The sequence below is a fragment of the Amycolatopsis granulosa genome (assembly GCF_011758745.1).
Taxonomy (GTDB): Bacteria; Actinomycetota; Actinomycetes; order Mycobacteriales; family Pseudonocardiaceae; genus Amycolatopsis_E; species Amycolatopsis_E granulosa.
Genome location: NZ_JAANOV010000001.1, coordinates 527,825 through 549,637 on the forward strand (window position 1 = coordinate 527,825; position 21,813 = coordinate 549,637).

The 21,813-nt window shown below is 73.8% G+C and carries 19 protein-coding genes; 14 read left to right on the forward strand and 5 right to left on the reverse strand.

All coding sequences use genetic code 11. The features are described 5' to 3' along the window. Positions 1 to 28: 28 nt before the first annotated feature. Together FHX45_RS02625 and FHX45_RS02630 are read right to left on the reverse strand one after the other, a co-directional pair. A complete protein-coding gene (locus tag FHX45_RS02625) occupies positions 29 to 778 on the reverse strand; it encodes an SDR family NAD(P)-dependent oxidoreductase (RefSeq protein ID WP_167096430.1) in 750 nt (249 codons plus the stop codon). Next, entirely contained in the window at positions 778 to 1,635 is an 858-nt protein-coding gene (locus FHX45_RS02630) for a fumarylacetoacetate hydrolase family protein (protein ID WP_167096431.1), read from the reverse strand. Before FHX45_RS02630 ends, FHX45_RS02625 begins: the two co-directional genes overlap by 1 nt. Before the next feature lie 146 nt (positions 1,636 to 1,781). Here FHX45_RS02630 and FHX45_RS02635 point away from each other — a divergent pair, with 146 nt between their 5' ends. From FHX45_RS02635 to FHX45_RS02665, 7 genes are read left to right on the forward strand one after another with little or no spacing between them, the layout of a single operon-like run. Beyond that, entirely contained in the window at positions 1,782 to 3,059 is a 1,278-nt protein-coding gene (locus FHX45_RS02635; RefSeq protein WP_167096432.1) for an enolase C-terminal domain-like protein, read from the forward strand. After that, positions 3,052 to 4,005 carry an aldo/keto reductase gene (locus FHX45_RS02640; protein ID WP_167096433.1) on the forward strand — a complete coding sequence of 318 codons (954 nt, stop codon included), beginning with the start codon at positions 3,052 to 3,054 and terminating at the stop codon, positions 4,003 to 4,005. The genes FHX45_RS02635 and FHX45_RS02640 overlap by 8 nt, the downstream gene beginning before the upstream one ends. Then, on the forward strand, positions 4,002 to 4,853 hold the full coding sequence (locus FHX45_RS02645) for an amidohydrolase family protein (RefSeq protein WP_167096434.1): 852 nt from the start codon (positions 4,002 to 4,004) through the stop codon (positions 4,851 to 4,853). The genes FHX45_RS02640 and FHX45_RS02645 overlap by 4 nt, the downstream gene beginning before the upstream one ends. Further along, entirely contained in the window at positions 4,850 to 6,427 is a 1,578-nt protein-coding gene (locus FHX45_RS02650) for a sugar ABC transporter ATP-binding protein (RefSeq protein WP_167096435.1), read from the forward strand. The genes FHX45_RS02645 and FHX45_RS02650 overlap by 4 nt, the downstream gene beginning before the upstream one ends. Beyond that, positions 6,424 to 7,419 carry an ABC transporter permease gene (locus FHX45_RS02655; RefSeq protein ID WP_167096436.1) on the forward strand — a complete coding sequence of 332 codons (996 nt, stop codon included), beginning with the start codon at positions 6,424 to 6,426 and terminating at the stop codon, positions 7,417 to 7,419. The genes FHX45_RS02650 and FHX45_RS02655 overlap by 4 nt, the downstream gene beginning before the upstream one ends. 21 nt (positions 7,420 to 7,440) lie before the next feature. After that, positions 7,441 to 8,409, forward strand: a complete 969-nt coding sequence (locus FHX45_RS02660) for an ABC transporter substrate-binding protein (RefSeq protein WP_167096437.1) — start codon at positions 7,441 to 7,443, stop codon at positions 8,407 to 8,409. 60 nt (positions 8,410 to 8,469) lie between these two features. Then, entirely contained in the window at positions 8,470 to 9,270 is an 801-nt protein-coding gene (locus FHX45_RS02665) for an esterase/lipase family protein (protein WP_341771319.1), read from the forward strand. Here the strand turns inward: FHX45_RS02665 and FHX45_RS02670 are convergent. The 3 genes from FHX45_RS02670 to FHX45_RS02680 are packed head-to-tail and all read right to left on the reverse strand — an operon-like array spanning position 9,267 to position 12,129. After that, entirely contained in the window at positions 9,267 to 10,109 is an 843-nt protein-coding gene (locus FHX45_RS02670) for an ABC transporter permease subunit (protein ID WP_167096438.1), read from the reverse strand. The genes FHX45_RS02665 and FHX45_RS02670 overlap by 4 nt on opposite strands. After that, complete coding sequence (locus tag FHX45_RS02675; RefSeq protein ID WP_167096439.1) at positions 10,106 to 11,014, reverse strand: ABC transporter ATP-binding protein; 909 nt, start codon at positions 11,012 to 11,014, stop codon at positions 10,106 to 10,108. Before FHX45_RS02675 ends, FHX45_RS02670 begins: the two co-directional genes overlap by 4 nt. Further along, positions 11,011 to 12,129 carry a hypothetical protein gene (locus tag FHX45_RS02680; RefSeq protein WP_341771320.1) on the reverse strand — a complete coding sequence of 373 codons (1,119 nt, stop codon included), beginning with the start codon at positions 12,127 to 12,129 and terminating at the stop codon, positions 11,011 to 11,013. Before FHX45_RS02680 ends, FHX45_RS02675 begins: the two co-directional genes overlap by 4 nt. A gap of 323 nt (positions 12,130 to 12,452) precedes the next feature. Between FHX45_RS02680 and FHX45_RS02685 the strand changes: the two genes are divergently transcribed. The 7 genes from FHX45_RS02685 to FHX45_RS02715 all read left to right on the forward strand — a co-directional run bounded on the left by FHX45_RS02685 (position 12,453) and on the right by FHX45_RS02715 (position 21,798). Further along, entirely contained in the window at positions 12,453 to 13,892 is a 1,440-nt protein-coding gene (locus FHX45_RS02685) for an MDR family MFS transporter (RefSeq protein ID WP_167096440.1), read from the forward strand. A gap of 117 nt (positions 13,893 to 14,009) precedes the next feature. Continuing rightward, positions 14,010 to 14,627, forward strand: a complete 618-nt coding sequence (locus FHX45_RS02690; RefSeq protein ID WP_167096441.1) for an antibiotic biosynthesis monooxygenase — start codon at positions 14,010 to 14,012, stop codon at positions 14,625 to 14,627. Positions 14,628 to 14,704: 77 nt separating this feature from the next. Further along, a complete protein-coding gene (locus FHX45_RS02695; RefSeq protein ID WP_341771321.1) occupies positions 14,705 to 15,976 on the forward strand; it encodes an SWIM zinc finger family protein in 1,272 nt (423 codons plus the stop codon). Beyond that, entirely contained in the window at positions 15,973 to 17,382 is a 1,410-nt protein-coding gene (locus FHX45_RS02700; protein WP_167096442.1) for a DUF5691 domain-containing protein, read from the forward strand. The genes FHX45_RS02695 and FHX45_RS02700 overlap by 4 nt, the downstream gene beginning before the upstream one ends. After that, positions 17,379 to 18,458, forward strand: a complete 1,080-nt coding sequence (locus tag FHX45_RS02705) for an ATP-binding protein (protein WP_167096443.1) — start codon at positions 17,379 to 17,381, stop codon at positions 18,456 to 18,458. The genes FHX45_RS02700 and FHX45_RS02705 overlap by 4 nt, the downstream gene beginning before the upstream one ends. After that, positions 18,455 to 20,641 carry a DUF5682 family protein gene (locus FHX45_RS02710; protein ID WP_167096444.1) on the forward strand — a complete coding sequence of 729 codons (2,187 nt, stop codon included), beginning with the start codon at positions 18,455 to 18,457 and terminating at the stop codon, positions 20,639 to 20,641. Before FHX45_RS02705 ends, FHX45_RS02710 begins: the two co-directional genes overlap by 4 nt. Further along, complete coding sequence (locus tag FHX45_RS02715) at positions 20,638 to 21,798, forward strand: VWA domain-containing protein (protein ID WP_167096445.1); 1,161 nt, start codon at positions 20,638 to 20,640, stop codon at positions 21,796 to 21,798. Before FHX45_RS02710 ends, FHX45_RS02715 begins: the two co-directional genes overlap by 4 nt. Positions 21,799 to 21,813 lie beyond the last annotated feature (15 nt).

Genomic DNA, 21,813 nt, shown 5'->3' on the forward strand with positions numbered 1-21,813 from the left:
CCGCCCGGATGGGGCTCCGGGCGCGCGGTCAGCGCGGCCGCAGCCGCAGCTCCTGCATGCCGCCGTCCACCGCGATCCCGGCCCCGGCCGTGGACGTCGCCAGCGGGCTGGCCAGGTACAGCACGGCGTGCGCGATCTCCTGCGGCGACACCAGCCGGCCGTGCGGCTGCCGCGCCTCCAGCGCCGCGCGTTCCGCGTCCGGGTCCGCGGCCCGCTCCAGCAGGCGGCCGATCCACGGGGTGTCCGCGGTGCCCGGGTGGACGGAGTTGACGCGGATTCCCTCGGCCAGGTGGTCGGCGGCCATCGCCCGGGTCAAGGCCGCGACCGCACCCTTCGAGGCACTGTAGAGCGCCCGCTGCGGCAGCCCGGCGGTCGCGGCGATCGACCCGATGTTCACGATCGCCGCCGCCCGCGACCGGCGCAGGTGCGGCAGCGCCGCGCGGCTGACCCGCACCATGCCCAGCAGGTTGACGTCGAGCACCCGCTGCCACTCGGCGTCGTCGTTGTCCGCGACGGTGCCCTGAGCGCCGATGCCGGCGTTGTTGACCACGATGTCCAGGCCGTCGAAGCGGTCCACGACCGCGGCGATCGCCTGCCGTACCGAGGCGTCGTCGGTGACGTCGGCCCGCACGCCGAGCAACCCGTCCGCGCCGTCCACCTCCTGCAGATCGAGGGCGGCCACCCGCGCACCCCGCTCGCGCAGGGCCGCCACGACCGCGGCGCCGATACCGGACGCCCCGCCGGTCACCACCGCGACCAGCCCGTCGAACTCGCCCATCACGCCACCTCCGCCGCCACGAACTCCTGCCGCTGCCTGCCCAGGCCCTCGATCTCGAGCTCCACCACGTCCCCCGGCCGCAGGTACGGGTACTTCCCGGACAGCGCCACGCCCTGCGGGGTGCCGGTGAGGATCACGTCACCCGGCTCCAGCGCGAGGTAACGGCTCAGGTGCCACACCAGGTGCTCGACGCCGAAGATCATGTCCGCCGTGGTGGAGTCCTGGCGCGGCTCGCCGTTGACCCAGCTGCGCAGCCGCAGGTTCGTGTGGTCCACCTCCCCGGCGGGCACCAGCCACGGCCCGAGCGGGCTGAAGCCCGGTGCGCACTTGCCCTTGCTCCACTGCCCGCCGGACTCGACGAGCTGGTACTGCCGCTCGGAGACGTCGTTGCCGACCACGAACCCGGCGACGTGCTCCAGGCTCCGCGACGGCGAGTCGAGGTAGAGGGCGCGCTTGCCGATGACGACGCCCAGCTCGACCTCCCAGTCGGTGCGCTCGCTGCCCGGTGGGATCGTCACCGGATCGTGCGGCCCCGCGACGGTGCCGGGGGTCTTGAGGAACAGGATCGGCACCTCCGGCGGCGCCGAGCCCGACTCGGCCGCGTGCTCGGCGTAGTTCATGCCGATGCAGAGGATCGCGCCCGGCCGCGCGATGGGCGCGCCGAGGCGCATCGTGCCGGCGTCCCGCAGTTCCGGCAGTTCACCCGCCTCGACGGCGGCCCGCGCCGCCGCGACACCGCCCGAGGCGAGGAACGCGCCGTCGACGTCGGCCGTCAGCCCGGTCAGGTCGTAGGTCGTGCCCCCGGCGACGACAGCGGGACGTTCCTGGCCCACAGGACCGAGGCGGACAAGGTGCACGGTTCACATCCTCACGGTATTGGTCGGGTCTCTTCTCCCAGCTCGTCGAGATCGTAGAGCAACTTTGGCGGAAGGCGCGAGCCTTGACGGCGCAGACATCGGATCTCTATCGTCTGCCTCACCCAGACGTACAAGGGAGTGGGTCCGTGGCACGCATCGTCGCCCTGCACACGCACGACGTCCGGTTCCCGACGTCCCGGACGCTCGACGGGTCGGACGCGATGAACCCGGACCCCGATTACTCGGCGGCGTACCTGCGGCTGATCACCGACGCCGGCGACGGCCTGGAGGGCCACGGGTTCGTGTTCACCATCGGCCGCGGCAACGACGTGCAGGTCGCCGCGCTCCGCGCGCTGGAGGGCCACCTCCTCGGCCGGGACGTCGACGTCCTGCTCGCCGACCTGGGCGGGGTGTGGCGTGAACTGGTGCACGACTCGCAGCTGCGGTGGCTCGGTCCCGAGAAGGGGATCATGCACATGGCCATCGGCGCGGCCATCACCGCGCTGTGGGACCTGCGCGCCAAGCGCGAGGGCAAACCGTTGTGGCAGTTGCTGTCCTCGCTCAGCCCGGAGGAGATCGTCGACCTGGTCGACTTCCGGTACCTCAGCGACGCGCTGACCCGGGAGGAGGCACTGGACATCCTGCGCGCCGCGCAGCCCGGGCGCGCCGAACGGGAGGCCCGGCTGCTCAGCGAGGGCTACCCCGCCTACACCACCACGCCCGGCTGGCTCGGCTACGACGACGCCAAGCTGGCCCGGCTGTGCCGCGAGGCGGTGGCCGACGGGTTCGGCCAGATCAAGCTCAAGGTGGGCGCCGACCTCGACGAGGACGTGCGGCGCCTGCGGATCGCCCGCGAGGTGTGCGGCCCGGACGTGCGCATCGCGGTGGACGCCAACCAGCGCTGGGACGTCGGCGACGCGATCCGGTGGCTGGAGCGGCTGCGTCCGTTCGACATCGCCTGGATCGAGGAGCCCACCAGCCCGGACGACATCCTCGGCCACGCCGCGATCGCCCGGGCGGTCGCGCCGATCCCGGTCGCCACCGGCGAGCACGGCGCCAACCGCGTGCTGTTCAAACAGATGCTGCAGGCGAACGCGTTGTCGGTGCTGCAGCTCGACGCCACCCGGGTCGGCGGCGTCAACGAGAACATCGCGATCCTGTTGCTGGCCGCCAAGTTCGGCGTCCGGGTGTGCCCGCACGCCGGCGGGGTGGGCCTGTGCGAGGCGGTGCAGCACCTGGCGATGTTCGACTACGTGGCGGTGTCGGGCACGGCCGAGGACCGGATGATCGAGTTCGTGGACCACCTGCACGAGCACTTCGTCACCCCGGTGGAGGTCCACGATGGACGGTACTTCGCGCCGAAGGCGCCGGGCGCGGGGACCGAGATGCTCGCCTCGGCGCTCGCGGAGTACGCCCATGGCTAGCCTCCCCGGCCCCTTCGGGTTCGGCGCGGCGAACCTGGGCAACCTCTACGCGCCGATGAGCGACCAGCAGGCGCACGCGATCCTGGCCGCGGCGTGGGACTGCGGCATCCGCTATTTCGACACCGCGCCGCACTACGGCCTCGGCCTGTCCGAGCGCCGGCTGGGTGCTTTCCTGGCCGGCCGCCCGCGCGCGGAGTTCGTGGTGTCGACCAAGGTCGGCCGGCTGCTGGTGCCCGATCCGGCCGGCGCGGGCCGGCTGGACGAGGCGAACCAGTTCGCGGTGCCCGCCGACCACCGTCGCGTGTGGGACTTCACCGCCGCCGGGGTGCGGCGCAGCCTCGAGGAGTCGCTGACCCGGATGGGCCTGGACTCGGTCGACGTGGCCTACCTGCACGACCCGGAGGAGTACGACCTGCAGCCGGCTCTGGCCACCGGGCTGCCCGCGCTCGCCGCACTGCGCGAGGAGGGCCTGGTGCGGGCGATCGGCGTGGGGTCGAAGTCGGTGGCCGCGCTGGCCGCCGCGGCCCGGTCCGGCGTGGCCGACGTGCTGATGGTCGCCGGCCGGTTCACCCTGCTCGACCAGTCGGCAGGAGACGACGTGCTGCCCGAGTGCCACGCCCGCGCCACCGGGGTCGCGGTCGCCAGCGTGTTCAACTCCGGTCTGCTGGCCACCCCGGAGCCGTCCGGGTCGAGCCGCTTCGAATACGCCGCCGCTCCCGCGGACGTCGTGGTCACCGCGCGCGAGATCGCCGCCGTCTGCGCCGAGTTCGGTGTGGACCTGCCCACCGCCGCGCTGCACTTCCCGCTGCGGGATCCCGCGGTGCAGGCGGTCGTCGCCGGCGCCGCCACCCCCGGGGAGATCCGGCAGAACGACCGGCGGCTGCGGGCGCACGTGCCCGCCGAACTGTGGACGACGCTGCGGGACAAGGGGCTGATCCGGGCATGAGCACCGATTTCGTCGTGGACACCCACCTGCACCTGTGGGACCTCAGCGTCGGCGAGTACGCGTGGCTGCCGCCGGAGGGACCGCTGCACGCCACCTTCACCGCGGAGCAGGCCCGGTGCGAGCTCGACGCCGCCGGCATCGCCACCGCGGTGCTGGTGCAGGCCGAGGACTCCGAGACCGACACCGAGTTCATGCTCGCGCAGGCCGGCCGCCACGACTGGATCGCCGGCGTGGTCGGCTGGGTCCGCCTCGACGAGCCGGACACCGCGCGGCGGCAACTCGACCGCTGGCAACGGCATCCGGCGTTCCGCGGCGTGCGGCACCTCGTGCACGACGATCCACGCGCGGACTTCCTGGAACTGCCCGCGGTGCGCCGGTCACTCACCGCGCTCGCCGGGCGCGGCCTGCCCTTCGACGTGCCGGACGCCTGGCCCCGGCACCTCGCCCGGGTCGCCGATCTCGCCGCCGCGCTGCCGGACCTGACGATCGTGATCGACCACCTCGGCAAGCCCCCGGCGGATCCGGCGGAGTTCCGGGACTGGCGGGCGGCGCTGCGGGCGGTCGCCGCGCGCCCGAACACGGTCGCCAAGGTCTCCGGGCTGCAACGGCCCGGGGAACCACTGACCGTCGCCGCGGCGCGACCGGCCGTCGAGGTCGCGTTCGACGCCTTCGGCCCGCGGCGGCTGATGTACGGCGGCGACTGGCCCATGACCGTCCCCAGTGGAGGGTACGGGCAAACCTGGGAAACCGTTTCGACACTGTTCGGTGAGCTGTCCGAGACCGAACGGTCCGATGTGTTGTCCGGTACCGCGAGCGCGGTCTACGGTGTGGCGGAGCGGGTGCGATGAGCGGGGTCGCGACGATGACTGAGCCACTGCTCGAAGTCGAGGGCGTGAACAAGACCTTCCCCGGTGTCCGTGCGCTGCACGACATGCGGCTGGAGCTGCGTTCCGGCGAAGTGCTCGCACTGGTCGGTGAGAACGGCGCCGGCAAGTCCACCCTGATGAAGCTGCTGTCGGGCATCCACCGGGCCGACTCCGGGCAGTTCCGGCTGGGCGGTGAGCCCTACCAGCCGGCCGGTCCGCGGCACGCGCTGGAACTGGGCATCAGCATCATCCACCAGGAGTTCAACCTGGTGCCGCACCTGACGGTCGCCCAGAACATCTTCATCGGGCGGGAACCCCGGCGCGGCCGGCTGCTGCTGGACGAGCGCAAGCTCAACGCCGGCGCAGCCGAGCTGCTGGACCGGCTGCACCTGCGACTGGACCCCCGCGCCGTGGTCGGCAGGCTGACGGTGGCCAACCAGCAGATGGTGGAGATCGCGAAGGCGCTGTCCTACGACCCGCGCGTGCTGATCATGGACGAGCCGACCGCGGCGCTCAACGACGCCGAGGTGGAAACGCTGCACGAACTGATCCGGCATTTCGTGCGGCCCGGCACCGGCGTCATCTACATCTCGCACCGGATGGAGGAGATCAAGCGCATCGCCGACCGGGTCACGGTCATCCGCGACGGCGAGTACATCGACACCCTCGACATGGCCACGGCGGCCACCCCGGACATCATCGCGCTGATGGTGGGCAGGCCCATCGACACCGAGGCCCGGCCGGAGGGGGTGCAGCAGGACCGGGAGGTCGTGCTGCGGGTGACCGGCCTGCGCACCCGCGACCTGCTCAAGGACGTGTCGTTCGACCTGCGGCACGGGGAGATCCTCGGGTTCGCCGGGCTGATGGGCGCGGGCCGCACCGAGGTCGCCCGCGCCCTCGTCGGCGCCGACAAGGCGGAGGCCGGCACGGTGACCCTGCACGGCGAACCGGTCCGCATCGCCGGCCCCGCCGACGCCGCCCGCCTGGGGATCGGCTACCTGTCCGAGGACCGGAAACGGTACGGGCTGCTGCTGGACCAGGACGTCAAGGACAACATCGCGTTGTCCGCGCTGCGTGACCAGTTCACCCGCGGCGGGTTCGTGCGCGACGGCGCCCTGCGGGCCAAGGCCGAAAGCTACCTCGGCGCGCTGCGCATCAAGACACCGTCACTGGATCAGACCACCAAGAACCTCTCCGGCGGCAACCAGCAGAAGGTCGTCATCGCCAAGTGGCTGGCCAAGGACTGCGACATCCTCATCTTCGACGAACCGACCCGCGGGATCGACGTCGGCGCGAAGGAGGAGATCTACCAGCTGCTCAACGAGCTAACCGCGCAAGGGAAGTCGATCATCATGATCTCCTCCGAGCTCCCGGAGATCCTGCGCATGTCCCACCGTGTCGTGGTGATGAGCGAGGGCCGCGTCACCCGCGTGCTCGGCGCCGCCGAGGCGACCCAGGAGAACATCATGCACTTCGCGACCCTGCGGCCGGACGAGAACCCCGCGGACGCGGCGGAGCTCGGACTCGCCGCCGAAGAGAAGGCAGGACAGGCATGACCACGGTCAAGGCTCCGGTGGCGGAGCGGCGGCAGGCCGGCGGTGTGGCCGGCGCGATCAAGAGCAGGCTCCAGCAACTGCTGGCGTTCGCGAGCCTCATCGTGATCTACGCGTTCTTCTCGATCGTCAGCCCGTTCTTCTTCTCCTACGGCAACTTCATCGCCATCCTGTTCTCCACGGTGGTGATCGGGACGCTCGCGGTCGGCACCACGTTCGTCATCATCACCGGCGGCATCGACCTGTCCATCGGCACCGGGATGGCGCTGTGCGCGGTCATGTCCGGGGTGTTCATCGTGAACATGGGCCTGCCGCTGGCCGTCGGGGTGCCGCTGGCGATCCTGTTCGGCGGGCTGATAGGGCTGGTCAACGGGATCAACGTGGCCCTGCTGAAGATCCCGCCGTTCATCGCGACGCTCGCGATGATGCTCGTCGCCGAGGGGCTGGCGCTCGTGCTGTCGCACAGCACCCCCATCTACTTCAGCAACTCGCCCGGCTACATCGAGATCTCGGCCGGCAACCTGATCCCGAACGTGCCCAACGCGGTGCTGATCCTGCTGGTGATCGCGATCATCGCGGGTGTGCTGCTGACCAAGAGCGTGCTCGGCCGCTACACCTACTCCATCGGCAGCAACGAGGAAGCCACCGCGCTGTCCGGCATCGACGTCCGCCGGTGGAAGCTCGGCATCTACACGTTCGCGGGGCTGTTCATCGGTCTGGCCGGCGTGATGATCTCGGCCCGGCTGGGATCGGCGCAACCGGCGACCGGCATGGGGTACGAGCTGCAGGCGATCGCCGCCGTCGTCATCGGCGGGACGTCGCTGTCCGGCGGCAAGGGATCGATCCTCGGCACCCTGATCGGTGCGCTGATCATCTCGGTGCTCAACAACGGACTGCAGATCATGTCGATCCCGCAGGAGTGGCAGAACGTCATCCTCGGGTGCGTGATCCTGGTGGCCGTCTACACGGACCGGATCCGGAAACGGGAAGCCTGAAAAAGAACAAAGGAGTTCTTGATGAGGACGAAAAGGTTCGCCGCAGCGGCCGCCGCCGCCCTGCTGGCGCTGACGCTGGCCGCGTGCGGCCAGAGCGGAAACTCCGCCGGCAGCGGCGGGGGCGGCCCGCTCATCTCGATCGTGTCGAAGGGCTTCCAGCACCAATTCTGGCAGGCCGTGAAGAAGGGCGCCGAGGACGAGGCGGCCGCCAAGGGCGCGCGGACCACCTTCGTCGGGCCGGCCACCGAGAAGGACGTCGAGCAGCAGGTCAACATGCTCACCAACGAGCTGGCCAAGTCGCCGCAGGCGCTCGGGTTCGCGGCGCTGGACTCGCGGGCCGCGGCGCCGCTGCTGCAGCAGGCGAAGTCGCAGAACATCCCGGTGATCGCGTTCGACTCCGGTGTGGACAGCGACATCCCGGTCACCACCGTCGCCACGGACAACAAGGCCGCGGCGGCCGAGGCGGCCAAGCACATGGCGCAGCAGCTCGGCGGGCAGGGCAAGGTCGCGATGGTGGTGCACGACCAGACGAGCCTGTCCGGCAAGGACCGGCGGGACGGGTTCCTGGACTGGATGGCGAAGAACGCGCCCGGCATCACGGTGCTGCCGCCCCAGTACGGTGGTGGTGACCAGCTGGAGTCGGCCAACATCACCAAGTCGATCATCTCGGCCAACCCGGACCTGAAGGGCATCTACGGCTCCAACGAGGGTTCGGCGATCGGTGTGCTCAAGGGTGTGCAGGAGAGCGGGAAGCAGGGCCTGACGGTGGTCGGGTTCGACTCCGGCAAGGCCCAGATCGACGCGATCAACAGCGGCCTCGAGTTCGGCGCGATCACCCAGGATCCGATGGACATCGGCCGGCAACTGGTGGACGCCGCGCTGCAGGCGATCAACCACCAGCAGCTGCCCAAGCGGATCGACACCGCGTTCTACTGGTACGACAAGAGCAACATCAACGACCCGAAGATCCAGGCGGCGCTCTACCAGTGACCGTCCGGGGCCGGGCCGGGGGACGCGTCCCGCGGCCCGGCCCGGCGGGTGTCTGCTCCGGTGCGGGTTTCGGCGTGGTGGCGCGGCATCAGCCCGCGCCGCCGCCTGCTGGTGACGCTCGTCGCCGCGGTGGCGGTGGCGGGTCTTCTCGCGGGCGCCCTCGCCGCCGGCCGGGGTGGTGCGCCGGCCGGTAGCGGGCGGCCGGCGCAGGACGACCCGGGTCCCGTTCTGCTGGTCCCCGGCTACGGTGGCGCGCAGGACGCGCTCGCCCGGCTCGCCGACCGGATCCGCCAGGCAACCGGGCGGGAGACCGAGGTGCTGACGCTGCCGGACGGCGGCACCGGCGATCTGCTCGCCCAGGTCGCCGTCCTGGACGCCGCGGCCGCACGGGCCCGCGCCCGCGGGGCGCCGTCGGTCGACGTGATCGGCTATTCGGCCGGCGGGGTGGTCGCCGCCTGGTGGGCGGGCCAGGGCGGCGGCGAGCACCAGGCGCGCCGCCTCGTGACGCTGGGCGCGCCCCTGCACGGCACCCAGCTCGCGGCGGCCGCCGCCGTGCTCGACCCCGCGGCGTGCCCGGCCGCGTGCCGGCAGCTCGCCCCGGGCAGCGCGCTGCTGCGGCAGCTGCAGGCGTACCCGGTGCCGGCCGGCCTGCCGTGGCTGTCGGTGTGGACCGAGCGGGACGAGGTGGTGGTGCCACCCGACTCGGCCCGGATCGACGGCGCGGTGAACGTGCCGCTGCAAGCCGTGTGCCCGGCGGATCCCGCCGCCCACGGTGACCTGCCCACCGACCCGCAGGTCACCGCGTTCGTCCTGCGCGCGCTGGGCACCGCACCGCTGACCGCGCCGGCGGGCTGCGGCTAGCTGGTGATGTCCCGGGTGGCGAAGTTGGCCCAGGCCGCGCCGAAGAACACGACGAGGTAACCGGCTTGCAGCAGCAGTCCCTGGTCGATGTTGCGCCACAGCACCGGATCGCGGAAGAAGTCGATCCAGGACAGCCAGTAGTGCGTGGGCAGGTACGGCTTGGCCGGGGCGGCCGCGTCCAGGGTCTCCAGCACCGAGCTGGTGATCAGCACCGCGAGACCGCCCAGGGCGGCCCCGAGCGCCGAGTCCGTCACCGTGGACAGGAACAGCGTGATCGCGGCGAACCCGAGCATCGACACCACGATGTAGGCGACCGCGCCGAGCAGCCGCCACCCGAGCGCCGACGAGCTCAGCGCCGTGCCCGACATCGAGATCACCCCGGGTGGCGGCGCACCGCCGCCGGCCACGCCGGGCTGCCCGCCGGTGCCGAACAGCAGCACCCCCACGACCAGCGAGGTCACGACGACGAGCGCGATCGCGGCCGTCACGTAGACGGCGACCGCGACCAGTTTCGCCACCAGCAGCCGGGTCCGGCCGACCGGCCGGGCGAGCAGGTACCGCAGCGTGCCGCCGGCGGCCTCGCCGGCGACCGCGTCCCCGGCGACGACCGCGACGGCGATCGGCAGGAACAGCGGAAGCACCAGCGCGAGCGCGGCGGCCGGGTACAGCGAGCCGTCGGAAACCACCGCGGACAGGAACGCCGCGCCCTGCCCGGGCGGCGGGGCGAAGTCCGCGGTCGCCAGGAACACCGCGACGATCGCGGGCAGCAGGCACAACAGCCCCACGCTCACCCACATCCGCGGCCGCAGCACGAGTTTGCGCAGCTCCACCGCGATCACGGCGGCACCCCGAAGCGGTCGGAGCCGGTCCCGGTGACCTCCAGCACGACCTGCTCCAGCGTCCGCCGTTCGGCGCGGATCGCGTGCACCCGCACACCGGCCGCGACCAGCCGCGCGTTGAGCGCGGCCGGGTCGTCGTGCCGGACCACCAGCGCCTCGCCGGCCCGCGACTCCAGGCGGCCGTCGAGGACGGCGGCGGCCTGCGCCACGTCCGGCGTGGCGACCAGCACCCGGCCGGTCGGCTCGCGCAGCACGGCGAGGTCGTCCTCCAGCACGAGACGGCCGCGGTCGACGATGCCGACCCGGGTGCACAGCTGCTCGACCTCGGCGAGCAGGTGGCTGGACAGGAACACCGTGGTGCCGTGGGCGTTCAGCTCGACGAGCAGGTCGCGGATCTCCTTGATCCCCTGCGGGTCCAGCCCGTTCGTGGGCTCGTCGAGCACGAGCAGCCGCGGATGCCCGAGCAGGGCGGCGGCCAGTCCCAGACGCTGCCGCATCCCCAGGGAGTACGCCTTGACCGGGCGCTGATCGACCGCCGCCAGCCCGACCCGCTCCAGGGCCTCCTCGATCCGGGCGCGCCGGGACCGCCGGGCACCGCCGCCCGCGGCGTCGAGCAGGACGAGGTTGCGGCGCCCGGACAGGTGGGCGTACGCGCCCGGGCCCTCGACCAGGGCGCCGACCTGCGGCAGTACCTCCGCGGCCCGGCGCGGCATCGGACGGCCCAGCACCTCGATCTCGCCGCTGGAGGCGTAGACCAGGCCGAGCAGCATCCGGACCAGGGTCGTCTTGCCCGAGCCGTTCGGCCCGAGGAAGCCGTACCGGTCGCCCTCGCGCACCCGCAGGTCCACGGCGTCGACGGCCACGGTGCGGCCGAACCGCTTGGTCAGCGCGTGCGTGGTGATCATCGGCCGCTCCGCTGGGCGAGTTCCCCGGCGGCCGCGCGCAGCACCTCCGGGGTGACCAGGCCGGCGAGCAGGTAACCGCGGCCCCCTTCGTGGGGCTGCACCACGGCGAGCGACAGCGGCGGGATGGACAGGACCACCGCGTTGCCCGCGGTCAGGGCCGGTTTCGCCCCGCCCGCCGTGGTCGCGGCATCGGCAACCGCGCCGGCGACCTCCGGCGGCACCCGGACGACCGCGAACGCCGCGAGGCCGGGCCCGTAGAGGGCGACGCCGTCCAGTCCCGAGGCGCGGGCGGGACGGCCGTGCAGCACCGGCGGCAACCGGGCGCTGCCGAGCGCGCGCAACGCGTGGCTGAGGTCGGGTGCGGTGGTCAGGGTGAAGCTCGCGCCCGGCGCCAGATCGGGCGTGGTGACCACGGGCGCGGTCTCCTCGACGGCGTCGAACGTGCTCACCAGGCCCGGGGCGTGCTGGCCGCGCGCGGTCACCTCGACGCGCACCGGCAGCCCGGTGGCCGGGTCGGCCCACACGTCGGCCTGCCCGATCGCGGTGTCCGGATCGGCGGGCACCACCCGGAGGCCGGACGCGGCCACCCCCGCGACGTTCCGGCCGGGCAGCGCGTCCAGCCGGTCCCCCGGCGTGGCGTTCAGGATCCACCGCGCCAGGTCGGGCGGGAGCAGGTCGCTCGCGCGCGGCAGCCGCAGCGCCGGTGCCCCGGTGAGCTCGGTGAGCGTCCGGGTGCCGTAGTCCCAGGTGTAGTCGGCCTCGGGCAGCCGGTAGAGGTCCTGTTCGCCGGTGGCGGTGAGGACGGCGACACGGGAGCGGACGGGCCCGGCGTACCAGGCGTGCATGGTGGTCGTGGTGGCGAACAGCTTCGCGACGTCGCCGAGGTCCGGCAGATCGGGCAGCGCGAGCGCGCCGGTGCTGTGCGCGTATCCCTGGTACACGGCGCTGCCGGAGCGCAGGACCAGGTCGCGCAGCGCGGCCGGGTCCCGCGCCGGCCCGGCCGGGCGCAGCGCGGCGACGACCAGGGGCGCCGTCAGCAGCACCGCGGTCACCACGGCCACCACCGTCCAGCGGCGCCGTCTCGCGTCCCGCACGACCGGCAACGGCACCACCACCTCTGGGTTCCTTTGTACGCCCCGCGATCGTGCGGTTCGATGCGGAATTCCCGGCCCCCGGGACGGCAACCACCGGCCGCGACCCGGGCGGGTCCGCCATGGACACCCACACGGCCCTTCGCGGGTGGGACTACCCGCCGACCGGGGTCACCACGCCGAATCCGGTGGACGCGCCCCCGCCCGCCCCGTATACAGGAGCAGGGCCGCTTCCGCCTGCTCTCCGCCGGGGCCGCGGTGCGGTCGCTCCGACGGCGCCGCTGCCGTGTCTCCTGACGTGTCCTGACGTCCGGTCCCTGTCACCGCTGTCCTGTGAGGTGTTGTCCATGGCCGCCCCCGCGCCCACTCCGCCCGGTGCGCCGGCCGCGGCCCCGCCCCGGTCCGCGCTGCTGATCGGCGTGCTCGTGGTGTCCGCGTTCGTGATGATCCTCAACGAGACGATCCTCAGCGTGGCGCTGCGCGACCTCACCGCCGACCTCGCCGTGTCGACCACCACCGTGCAGTGGCTGACGAGCGGGTTCCTGCTCACGATGGCGGTGGTCATCCCGGCCACGGGGTTCCTGCTGGAACGGTTCACCCCGCGCCGGGTGTTCCTCGCGTCGCTGGGCCTGTTCAGCCTCGGCACCCTGGTGAGCGGGCTGGCGCCGGGCTTCGGTGTCCTGCTGGCCGGGCGCGTGGTGCAGGCGTGCGGTACCGCGGTGATGCTGCCGCTGCTGATGACCTCGGTGATGCGCCTGGTGCCCGCGCACAAACGGGGTGCGACGATGGGCACGATCACCATCGTCATCGCGGTGGCGCCGGCGATCGGCCCGACCATCGGCGGCGCGGTGCTGTCGTCGCTGAGCTGGCGCTGGATGTTCTGGATCGTGCTGCCGCTGGCGCTGGCCGCGCTGTGCCTCGGCGCGGTCTGGTTCCGGCTGGACGGCGCGACCCGGAAGGTGCCGCTGGACGTGCCGTCGGTGCTGCTGTCGGCGTCCGGGTTCGGCGGGGTGCTCTACGGCCTGGCCGGGATCGGCGAGGGTGGCGGCCACTCCCCCGTCGCACCGTGGGTCCCGGTCGTCGCCGGGCTCGCCCTGCTCGCGATCTTCACCTGGCGCCAGACCCGGCTGCAGCGCGCGGACCGGGCGCTGCTGGACCTGCGGCCGTTCACGCACCGCAGCTTCGTGATCGCGCTCGTGCTGGCCGCGCTGCTGTTCGTGTGCCTGCTGGGGGTCGCGTCGATCATGCTGCCGCTGTACCTGCAGACCGTGCTGCACACGACCACGTTCGTCAGTGGCCTCGCGGTGCTGCCCGGCGGCCTGGCCCTCGGCCTGCTCGGCCGCCCGGTGGGCGCGTTGTTCGACCGGTTCGGCGCGCGGCCGCTGGTGATCCCCGGCGCGGTGGCCCTGGCGGTGTCGATGTGGCTGTTCGCCCTGCTCGGTCCCGGCTCACCACTGGCCGCGGTGATCGCGATCCACGTGCTGCTGATGGCCGGGCTCGGGTTCATGATGACGCCGCTGATGACCGAGGCGCTCGGGGTGCTGCCGGATCACCTGTACTCGCACGGCAGCGCGATCCTGGCCACGCTCCAGCAGGTGGCGGGCGCGTTCGGCACCGCGGTGTTCGTCAGCGTCGCCACGCTCGGCAGCGCCGACCCGGCCGGGCCACCGGACGCGGCCGGTCTGCGCCTCGCGTTCGTGGTGGCCGGCGTCGTCGGGGTGCTCGCCCTGGTGACGGCGCTGTTCGTGCGCCGCGCACCGGCGCCGGCACCCGCGGCCGCCCGGTAGCCGCCGGGCCGTGCGGCCTTCCGGCGGGTGTTGCGTTCCGCCATCCGGCGGCGCAAGGTGTAGGGCTACCGGCGGCGCCGCCGGGACGCCGCCTCGATCGGAGAGGGGGTGGACGGCGTGTTCGCGCGTTCCACCACGATTCAGGCTCAGCAGGACACCCTCGACGCCGGCCTCGCCCACGTGCGTGACGAGACCATGCCGGAGCTGATGGACATGCCCGGTTTCGTCGGGCTCTCGCTGCTCATCGACCGCGGCTCCGGGCGGTGCATCGTCACCACCTCCTGGGAATCGGAGGAGGCGTTGCGCGACACCGCGGACCGGGTGCGCCCGCTGCGCGACCGCGCGATGGAGGTGCTGGGCGGCGGCCGGCCGCAGGTCGACGAGTGGGAGATCGCGGTGCTGCACCGCGACCACCCGGCCCCGGAGGGCGCCTGCTGCCGCGTCACCTGGGTCCGCTTCGACCAGCTGGACCGCGCCCTGGACAGCTTCCGGATGGGCCTGCTGCCCGAGCTGGCGCAGTTCGGCGGCTTCTGCAGCGCGAGCCTGATGATCGACCGGGATGCCGGGCGGGCGGTCTCGTCGGTGACCTTCACCGACCGGCAGGCCATGGACGCCAGCCGCTCCCGGGCCGAGGAGCTGCGCTCGCGCATCACCGGCGAGGCCGGGGTCGAGATCCTCGAGGTGGGCGAGTTCGAGCTGGCCCTGGCGCACCTGCGCGCGCCCGAGATGGCCTGACCCGGGTACCGGCCGGGGCGCCCGGCGCCCCGGCCGGCCCGCGGTGGCCTCCGCTGCCGCGGGATACGCTGGCTCGTGTGGGATCGCGGTGGACGGTGGCGCGCGTGCTGGCGCTGGCGCCCGACGCCGGGTCCGCGAAGGCCGCCCGTGCCCTGGCGAACCCGCGCACCTGGTCCGACCTGGGCAGCACCAGCACACTCGTGTGGGGTAAGTGCCAGGGCAGTGCCCGCTCCCCCTACCAGGTGACCGTCGATCTCACGGAACCGTCCTTCCGGTGCACCTGCCCGAGCCGCAAGGTCCCCTGCAAGCACGGCCTGGCGCTGCTGCTGATGTGGGCGGCGGGCGACGGGTCGGTGACCGCCGGCGCCGGGCCTGCCGAGTGGGCCACCCCGGCCGCTACCCGGAAGGAACCCGCCCGGCCCGACCCGGAGGCACAGGCCCGCCGCCTGGCCGAGCGGGAGTCCCTGATGTCGGCCGGGCTCGATGATTTCGAGTTGTGGCTGCACGACCTCGTCCGGCAGGGGCTGGCCACCGCCCGCAAGCAGCCGGCGGGTTTCTGGGACACCGCCGCGGCCCGTCTGGTCGACGCGCAGCTGCCCGGGCTGGCCGACCGGGTCCGCGCGGTGGCCGCGGACCTGCACGCCCGTGCCGACTGGGCCCCGCACCTGCTCGGTGAGCTGGGCCGCTGGTACCTCGCGATCCGCGCCTGGCGGCGCCGCGCCGAACTGGACGAGGCGGCCTCGGGTGACCTGCGTGCCGTGCTCGGCTGGCCGCGCCGCCGGGACGAGATCGGCGACCGGGTCGCCGACCGCTGGTGGGTGGTGGGCCTGAGTCAGGAGGAGGACGACCGCCTGCTGTCCCAGCGGACCTGGCTGCACGGCGAGCACACCGGCGAGACCGTGGTGCTGCTGGACTTCGCCGCCGCCGGGCAGGCGCTGAAGGTGGCGCACGTGCTCGGATCCGTTGTGGACGGTGAAGTGGCCAGATACCCCGGCGCCGGGCCACGGCGGGCGTTGCTCACCGGGGACGAGCACAAGGTGGTGGCCGGCTCGGGCCTGCCGCACGCCACCGGCGTGCCCGACGCGCTCGCCCAGGCAGCCCGGTGGCTGGCCGGCAACCCGTGGTTGCGCCGCATCCCGCTGGCCCTGGCGGGCATGACGGTGGTGCCCGGTGAGCCGCCGCTGCTCGTCGATCCCGGCGGCGCGGCCCTGACCCTGGCACCGGGCACCGACGTGTGGCAACTGCTCGCCCTGTCCGGCGGTCACCCGGTGCCGGTGTTCGGCGAGTGGATCGACGAGCGCCTGCACCCGTTGAGCGTGCAGGCCGGCGACCGGCTGGTGGCACTGTGACCGCCTGGGACGACCTGCTCGGCACCGCACTGGTCGGCACCGGCCGCCGCCCGTTCACGCTCGCCGGGTCCGGTATCGCGGGCGCCGGCCGCGTCACCGCCGACTCCCCCGAAGCCGCCGTCCTGGCGGCCGCCGCGCTCGCCGCCGGCTACCGGCGGGCCGGCTGGACCCCGCCCGCCTGGCGCGGCACCCTCCGGGAACCGGCGGAACCCGATGAGCGTCCCGAGTGCACCCCGGTCGCGGCCCAGATCCTGGAACTCCTCCTCGGCCGCGGCATCCGTCTCGAGGCCGGCACCGACCTGCTCACCACCGACTGGCTCACCGCGGCCCGTGCCTGCGGGCGGCGCCCGCCGTACCGGCTGCTGCCCGAGCTGCTCCGGTTCGGCACCACCGCCACCGGCGCGCGCCGCCTGGTCAGGCAGGTCATCGGCCCGCGCGGCGCCTGGCTTGCCGGGCACCACCCGGCGTGGAGCTGGGCCGCCACCGTCCCGCGCGGCGAGGTGGCCGGACGGTTCGCGACGGGCACCCGCGCCGAACGGCTGGCGCTGCTGACCGACCTGCGGGAGACCGAACCGGACCGGGCTCGCGAACTCGTCGAGGACACCTGGCCCGCCGAACCGGCTGCCACCCGTGCCGCGTTCCTCGACGTCCTGCGCACCGGACTGTCCGATGCGGACGAGCCGCTGCTGGAACGCGCGCTGGACGACCGGGCCGGGACGGTCCGCGCGGCCGCCGCCGCGCTGCTGGACCACCTGCCCGGTTCGGCCCGAGCGCACCGCATGGCCGGACGCGCGCGGCGGCTGCACACGGCGGCCGGCACCTTCGAGCTGCCGGGCGAACCCGACGAGGCGGCGCGCCGCGACGGGATCGGCGACCACCGCGAACCGGGCCGGGGCCGGGCCGCGTCCCGGCTGATCCAGATCCTCGCCGCTACGCCACTGTCCACCTGGGACATCGGCGAGATCGGCCGCGCGGACTCCGACGTCGTCCTCGGCTGGACGAAGGCCGCGGTGCGCCAGGGCGATCAGGAGTGGCTCGCCGCGCTGGTCCGCCACCAGCCCACCCCGGACCTGATCGCCGCGCTCACCCCGGGCACCGCCACGGACCTCCTGAGCGGTGCGCGCAAGCTCGACGCCCGCTTCGGCGCCCTGCTCGCCGCCGCCCCGGGACCGTGGCCGGCCGGGTTCTCCACGGAGATCGTCGGCCGCCTGCGCGACGCCAAGGCCCAAGCTGTGCTAAGGGTCGCCGCGCGAGCACTGGCCGAGCACCTGCACCCGGCCGCGCTCGCCGCCGTGGAGGACTGGCTCCTGGCACTGGGCACCGGCTCCGCACCAGAGGCCCGCACCCTGCGTGGCATCGCCCACGCACTGACCATCCGAGCGACCATCCTGCAGGAGTTCCGATGACGGATGTGCTGCGCGCACACGCCGAGCAGCAGTACGCCGGCGAGCTGGCCGCGCTGGCCGCCACCGACGACCGGCCGAAACCGCCCAACTGGCACCTCTCCCCGTGGGCGGTCGCCACGTACGTGCTGGGCGGCGAGACCGGCGACGGCACCCCGGTCTCCCCGAAGTACCTCGGCTCGCGCCGGCTGGTGGAGGTGGCGATCGCCACCCTGGCCACCGACCGCGCGTTGCTGCTGCTCGGTGTGCCCGGCACGGCGAAGACGTGGTTGTCCGAGCACCTGGCCGCGGCGATCTCGGGTGATTCCACGCAGCTGGTCCAGGGCACGTCCGGTACCCCCGAGGAAGCCATCCGCTACGGCTGGAACTACGCCCGCCTGCTCGCCGAGGGGCCGTCACCGAAGGCCCTCGTCGCCAGCCCGGTGCTGCGCGCCATGGAGACCGGCGGCATCGCCCGGATCGAGGAGCTGACGCGGATCCCCTCCGACGTGCAGGACGCGCTGATCACCGTCCTGAGCGAGAAGACCCTGCCGATCCCCGAGCTCGACAGCGAGGTGCAGGCCCGCGCCGGGTTCAACGTGATCGCGACCGCCAACGACCGCGACCGGGGCGTGAACGACCTGTCCGCCGCGCTCAAACGCCGCTTCAACGTCGTGGTGCTGCCGTTGCCGGACGACGCCGAGGCCGAGGTGGAGATCGTCCGGCTGCGCGTCGAACAGCTGGGCCGGTCGCTGCGGCTGCCGGCCGGGGCCGGGCACGTCGACGAGATCCGGCGGGTGGTCACCGTGTTCCGGGAGCTGCGGGACGGGGTGACCACCGACGGCCGCACCAGGATCAAGTCACCGTCCGGGACCCTGTCCACGGCGGAGGCGATCTCGGTGGTGACCAACGGGATCGCGCTGGCCACCCATTTCGGCGACGGTGTGGTGCGCGCCGACGACGTGGCGGCTGGCCTGCACGGCGCGGTGGTCAAGGACCCCGTGCAGGACCGGATCGTGTGGCAGGAGTATCTGGAGACCGTGGTCCGGGAACGCCGGCCCTGGGCCGACCTGTACCGCGCGTGCCGGGAACTGGCGTGAGCCTGCACGTCCTGGGCGTCCGGCACCACGGGCCCGGGTCGGCGCGGGCGGTGGCCGGCGCACTGGCCCGCCTGGACCCGCAGGTCGTGGTCATCGAGGGGCCGCCGGAACTGGACGCGGTCGCCCCGCTCGCCGCGGCGGCCGGGATGCGGCCCCCGGTCGCCGGCCTGGTGTATTCGACCGCCACACCCGCGCGGGCCGCGTTCTACCCGATGGCCCTGTTCTCCCCGGAGTGGGTGGCGTTGCGGTGGGCGCTCGAGCACGGGCGGGAGGTGCGGTTCGCCGACCTGCCGGCGAACGTCGCGCTCACGCTCGAGGACGAGGACGATCCCGCTGCCGGGCCGCCGATCGACCCGATCGCGACGCTGGCCGGCGCTGCCGGGTACGACGATCCGGAGCGCTGGTGGGAGGACGCGGTCGAGCTGCGCCACCACGGGCTGGAGGTGTTCGGCGCGCTCCTGGACGCGATGCGCGCCCTGCGCGAAGGGCACGTGCCCGACCTGCGCACGCAGCGGCGCGAGGCGGCGATGCGGCGGGTGCTGCGCGCCACGCTGCGTGGCGGCGCAGGGTCCGTCGCAGTCGTCTGCGGCGCCTGGCACGCGCCGGCTCTCGTGCCGTCGGAGTTCCCGTCCCAGGCGGCCGACGCCCGGCTGCTCAAGGGCCTGCGCACGACGAAGGTCGCGGCGACGTGGGTGCCGTGGACCTCGTCGCGGCTGGCGCTGGCGAGCGGCTACGGCGCCGGGATCTCCTCCCCCGGCTGGTACCACCACCTGTTCACCACCGGCCGGGACGAGGCCGTGGGCCGCTGGCTGGTGCGGGTGGCGCACCTGCTGCGCCGCGAGCAGCACGACGTGTCCCCGGCCGCGGTCATCGAGGCGGTGCGCCTGGCCGACGCGCTGGCCGCCCTGCGCGAGCGCCCGCACCCGGGGCTGCCGGAAGTGCTGGAAGCCTGCCGCGCGGTCCTGTGCGGCGGGTCGGACGTCCCGATGCGGCTGGTCGCCCGCACGCTGCTGGTGGGCGACATCCTCGGCCGGGTTCCGGACGAGACACCCATGGTGCCGCTGGCCGCGGACCTCGCCGCGACGCGGAAACGGTTGCGGCTCAAGCAGAGCGCGGCCGAGCAGCAGCTGGACCTCGACCTGCGGACACCGTCCCACCTGGAGCGCAGCAAGCTGCTGCACCGGCTGCTGCTGCTCGGCGTGCCGTGGGGCGAGCCGGTGGGGACCAGCCGCACCAAGGGTACGTTCCGCGAGTCGTGGGTGCTGCAATGGCGGCCGGAGCTGGAGGTCGCGCTCATCGAGGCGAGCGGCCACGGCACGACCATCGCCTCCGCGGCCACCGCGGTGGTCGCGCAGCGGACCGCCGAGGCCGGCATCGCGGAGCTGAGCACGCTGGTCGAGCAGACCCTGACGGCCGACCTGCCCGCGGCACTGGCCGGGGTGCTCGCCGCCCTCGACGAGCGGGCGGCGCGCCAGCACGACATCACCCGGCTGATGGCCGCGGTCGAGCCGATGGCGCGGGTGCGCCGGTACGGCAACGTGCGGCGGGCGGACACCGAACTGGTGCAGCGGGTGGTGAGCGGCGTGGTCACCCGCATCGCGGTCGGCCTGCCGGCCGCCTGCGCCGGGCTGGACGAGGAGTCCGGCCGCGAGGTGCGGCAGCTGGTGGACGGGGTGCAGCGCGGCATCGGGCTGCTCGACCAGCCGGAGCTGCGGGACGTCTGGTACGGGGCGCTGCGGACCGTCGCCGACCGGCGCGGCGTGCCGGGGCCGATCGCGGGGCGCGCGGTGCGGCTGTTGCTCGACGCCGGGCTGCTCGACATCACCGACGCCGGTGGGCGCCTGTCCCGGCAGCTGTCCCCGGCCGCGGACGCCACGCAGGCGGCGGGGTGGCTGGAGGGTTTCCTGTCCGGCGAGGCGGCGTTGCTGGTGCACGAGCCGGAGCTGCTGGAGATCGTCGACACCTGGGCCGCCGGCGTCGGCGATGAGGTGTTCGACCACCTGCTTCCGTTGCTCCGCCGGACGTTCGCCGGGTTCTCCGCCGCCGAGCGGCGGGAGATCGGGTTGCGGGTGCGCCGCCTCGACCGCGGCGCGGCCGCGTCCGGGGTGCGCGCGCAGGACGAGGCGCTGGACCACGAGCGGGCGGCACTGGTGGTGCCGCGGATCCTGGAGCTGCTGGGATGAGCGAACGGCTGCGGCGCTGGCGGATGATCCTCGGCGGCCAGGACGCCGACGGCACCGGCACGGCACTGTCCGGTGTGGACGCCCGCCGGGACGCGGCGCTGGAGGCGTTGTACGGCAAGGAGTCCGACCGCCGCGGCGGCCTGGGTGCTTCGTCACCGCGGGTGGCGCGGTGGCTGGGCGACATCCGCGGCTACTTCCCCAGTTCGGTCGTGCAGGTCATGCAGCGTGACGCGATCGACCGGCTGGGCCTGCGTGAGCTGCTGCTGGAGCCGGAGCTGCTGGAGTCCGTGCAGCCGGACGTGCACCTGGTGGGCACGCTGCTGTCGCTGAACCGGGCCATCCCGGAGCGGTCGCGGGAGACCGCGCGGGCGGTGGTCCGGAAGGTGGTGGACGAGCTGGAGAAACGCCTGGCGCAGCCGACGCGGCAGGCGGTGAGCGGCGCGCTGCACCGGGCCGGCCGCACGAACCGGCCGCGGCACGGCGACATCGACTGGAACCGCACGATCCTGGCGAACCTCAGGCACTACCAGCCCGAGCAGCGCACGGTCGTCCCGGAGCGGCTGGTGGGGTTCGGGCGGCGGCTGCCGAGCGTGAGCAGGCGGATCGTGCTGTGCCTGGACCAGAGCGGCTCCATGGCGGCGTCGGTCGTGTACGCGAGCGTGTTCGGCGCGGTGCTGGCGTCGATCCGGTCGCTGCGGACGCAGATCATCGCGTTCGACACCGCGGTGGCGGACCTGACCGAGGCGATGCCGGACCCGGTGGAGCTGCTGTTCGGGGTCCAGCTGGGTGGCGGCACCGACATCAACGCGGCGCTGGCGTACTGCCAGAGCCGGATCGACGCGCCGCGGGAGACGGTGCTGGTGCTGATCAGCGACCTGTTCGAGGGCGGCGACGAGGCGGCGATGCGGCAGCGCGCGCAGGCGCTGCGGGCGGACGGCGTGCAGGTGGTCTGCCTGCTCGCGCTGAGCGACGACGGCGCCCCCGCCTACGACCACGACAACGCCGCCGCGCTCGCCGCGCTCGGCATCCCGGCCTTCGCCTGCACGCCGGACCAGTTCCCGGACCTCCTCGCCGCGGCGATCCAGCAGCAGGACCTGGTGTCCTGGACGGCGGCGAACGACATTCCCACCGCGGCGCCGGCCGAGGGCGGGCAGTAGCGTCGGCGAGACCAC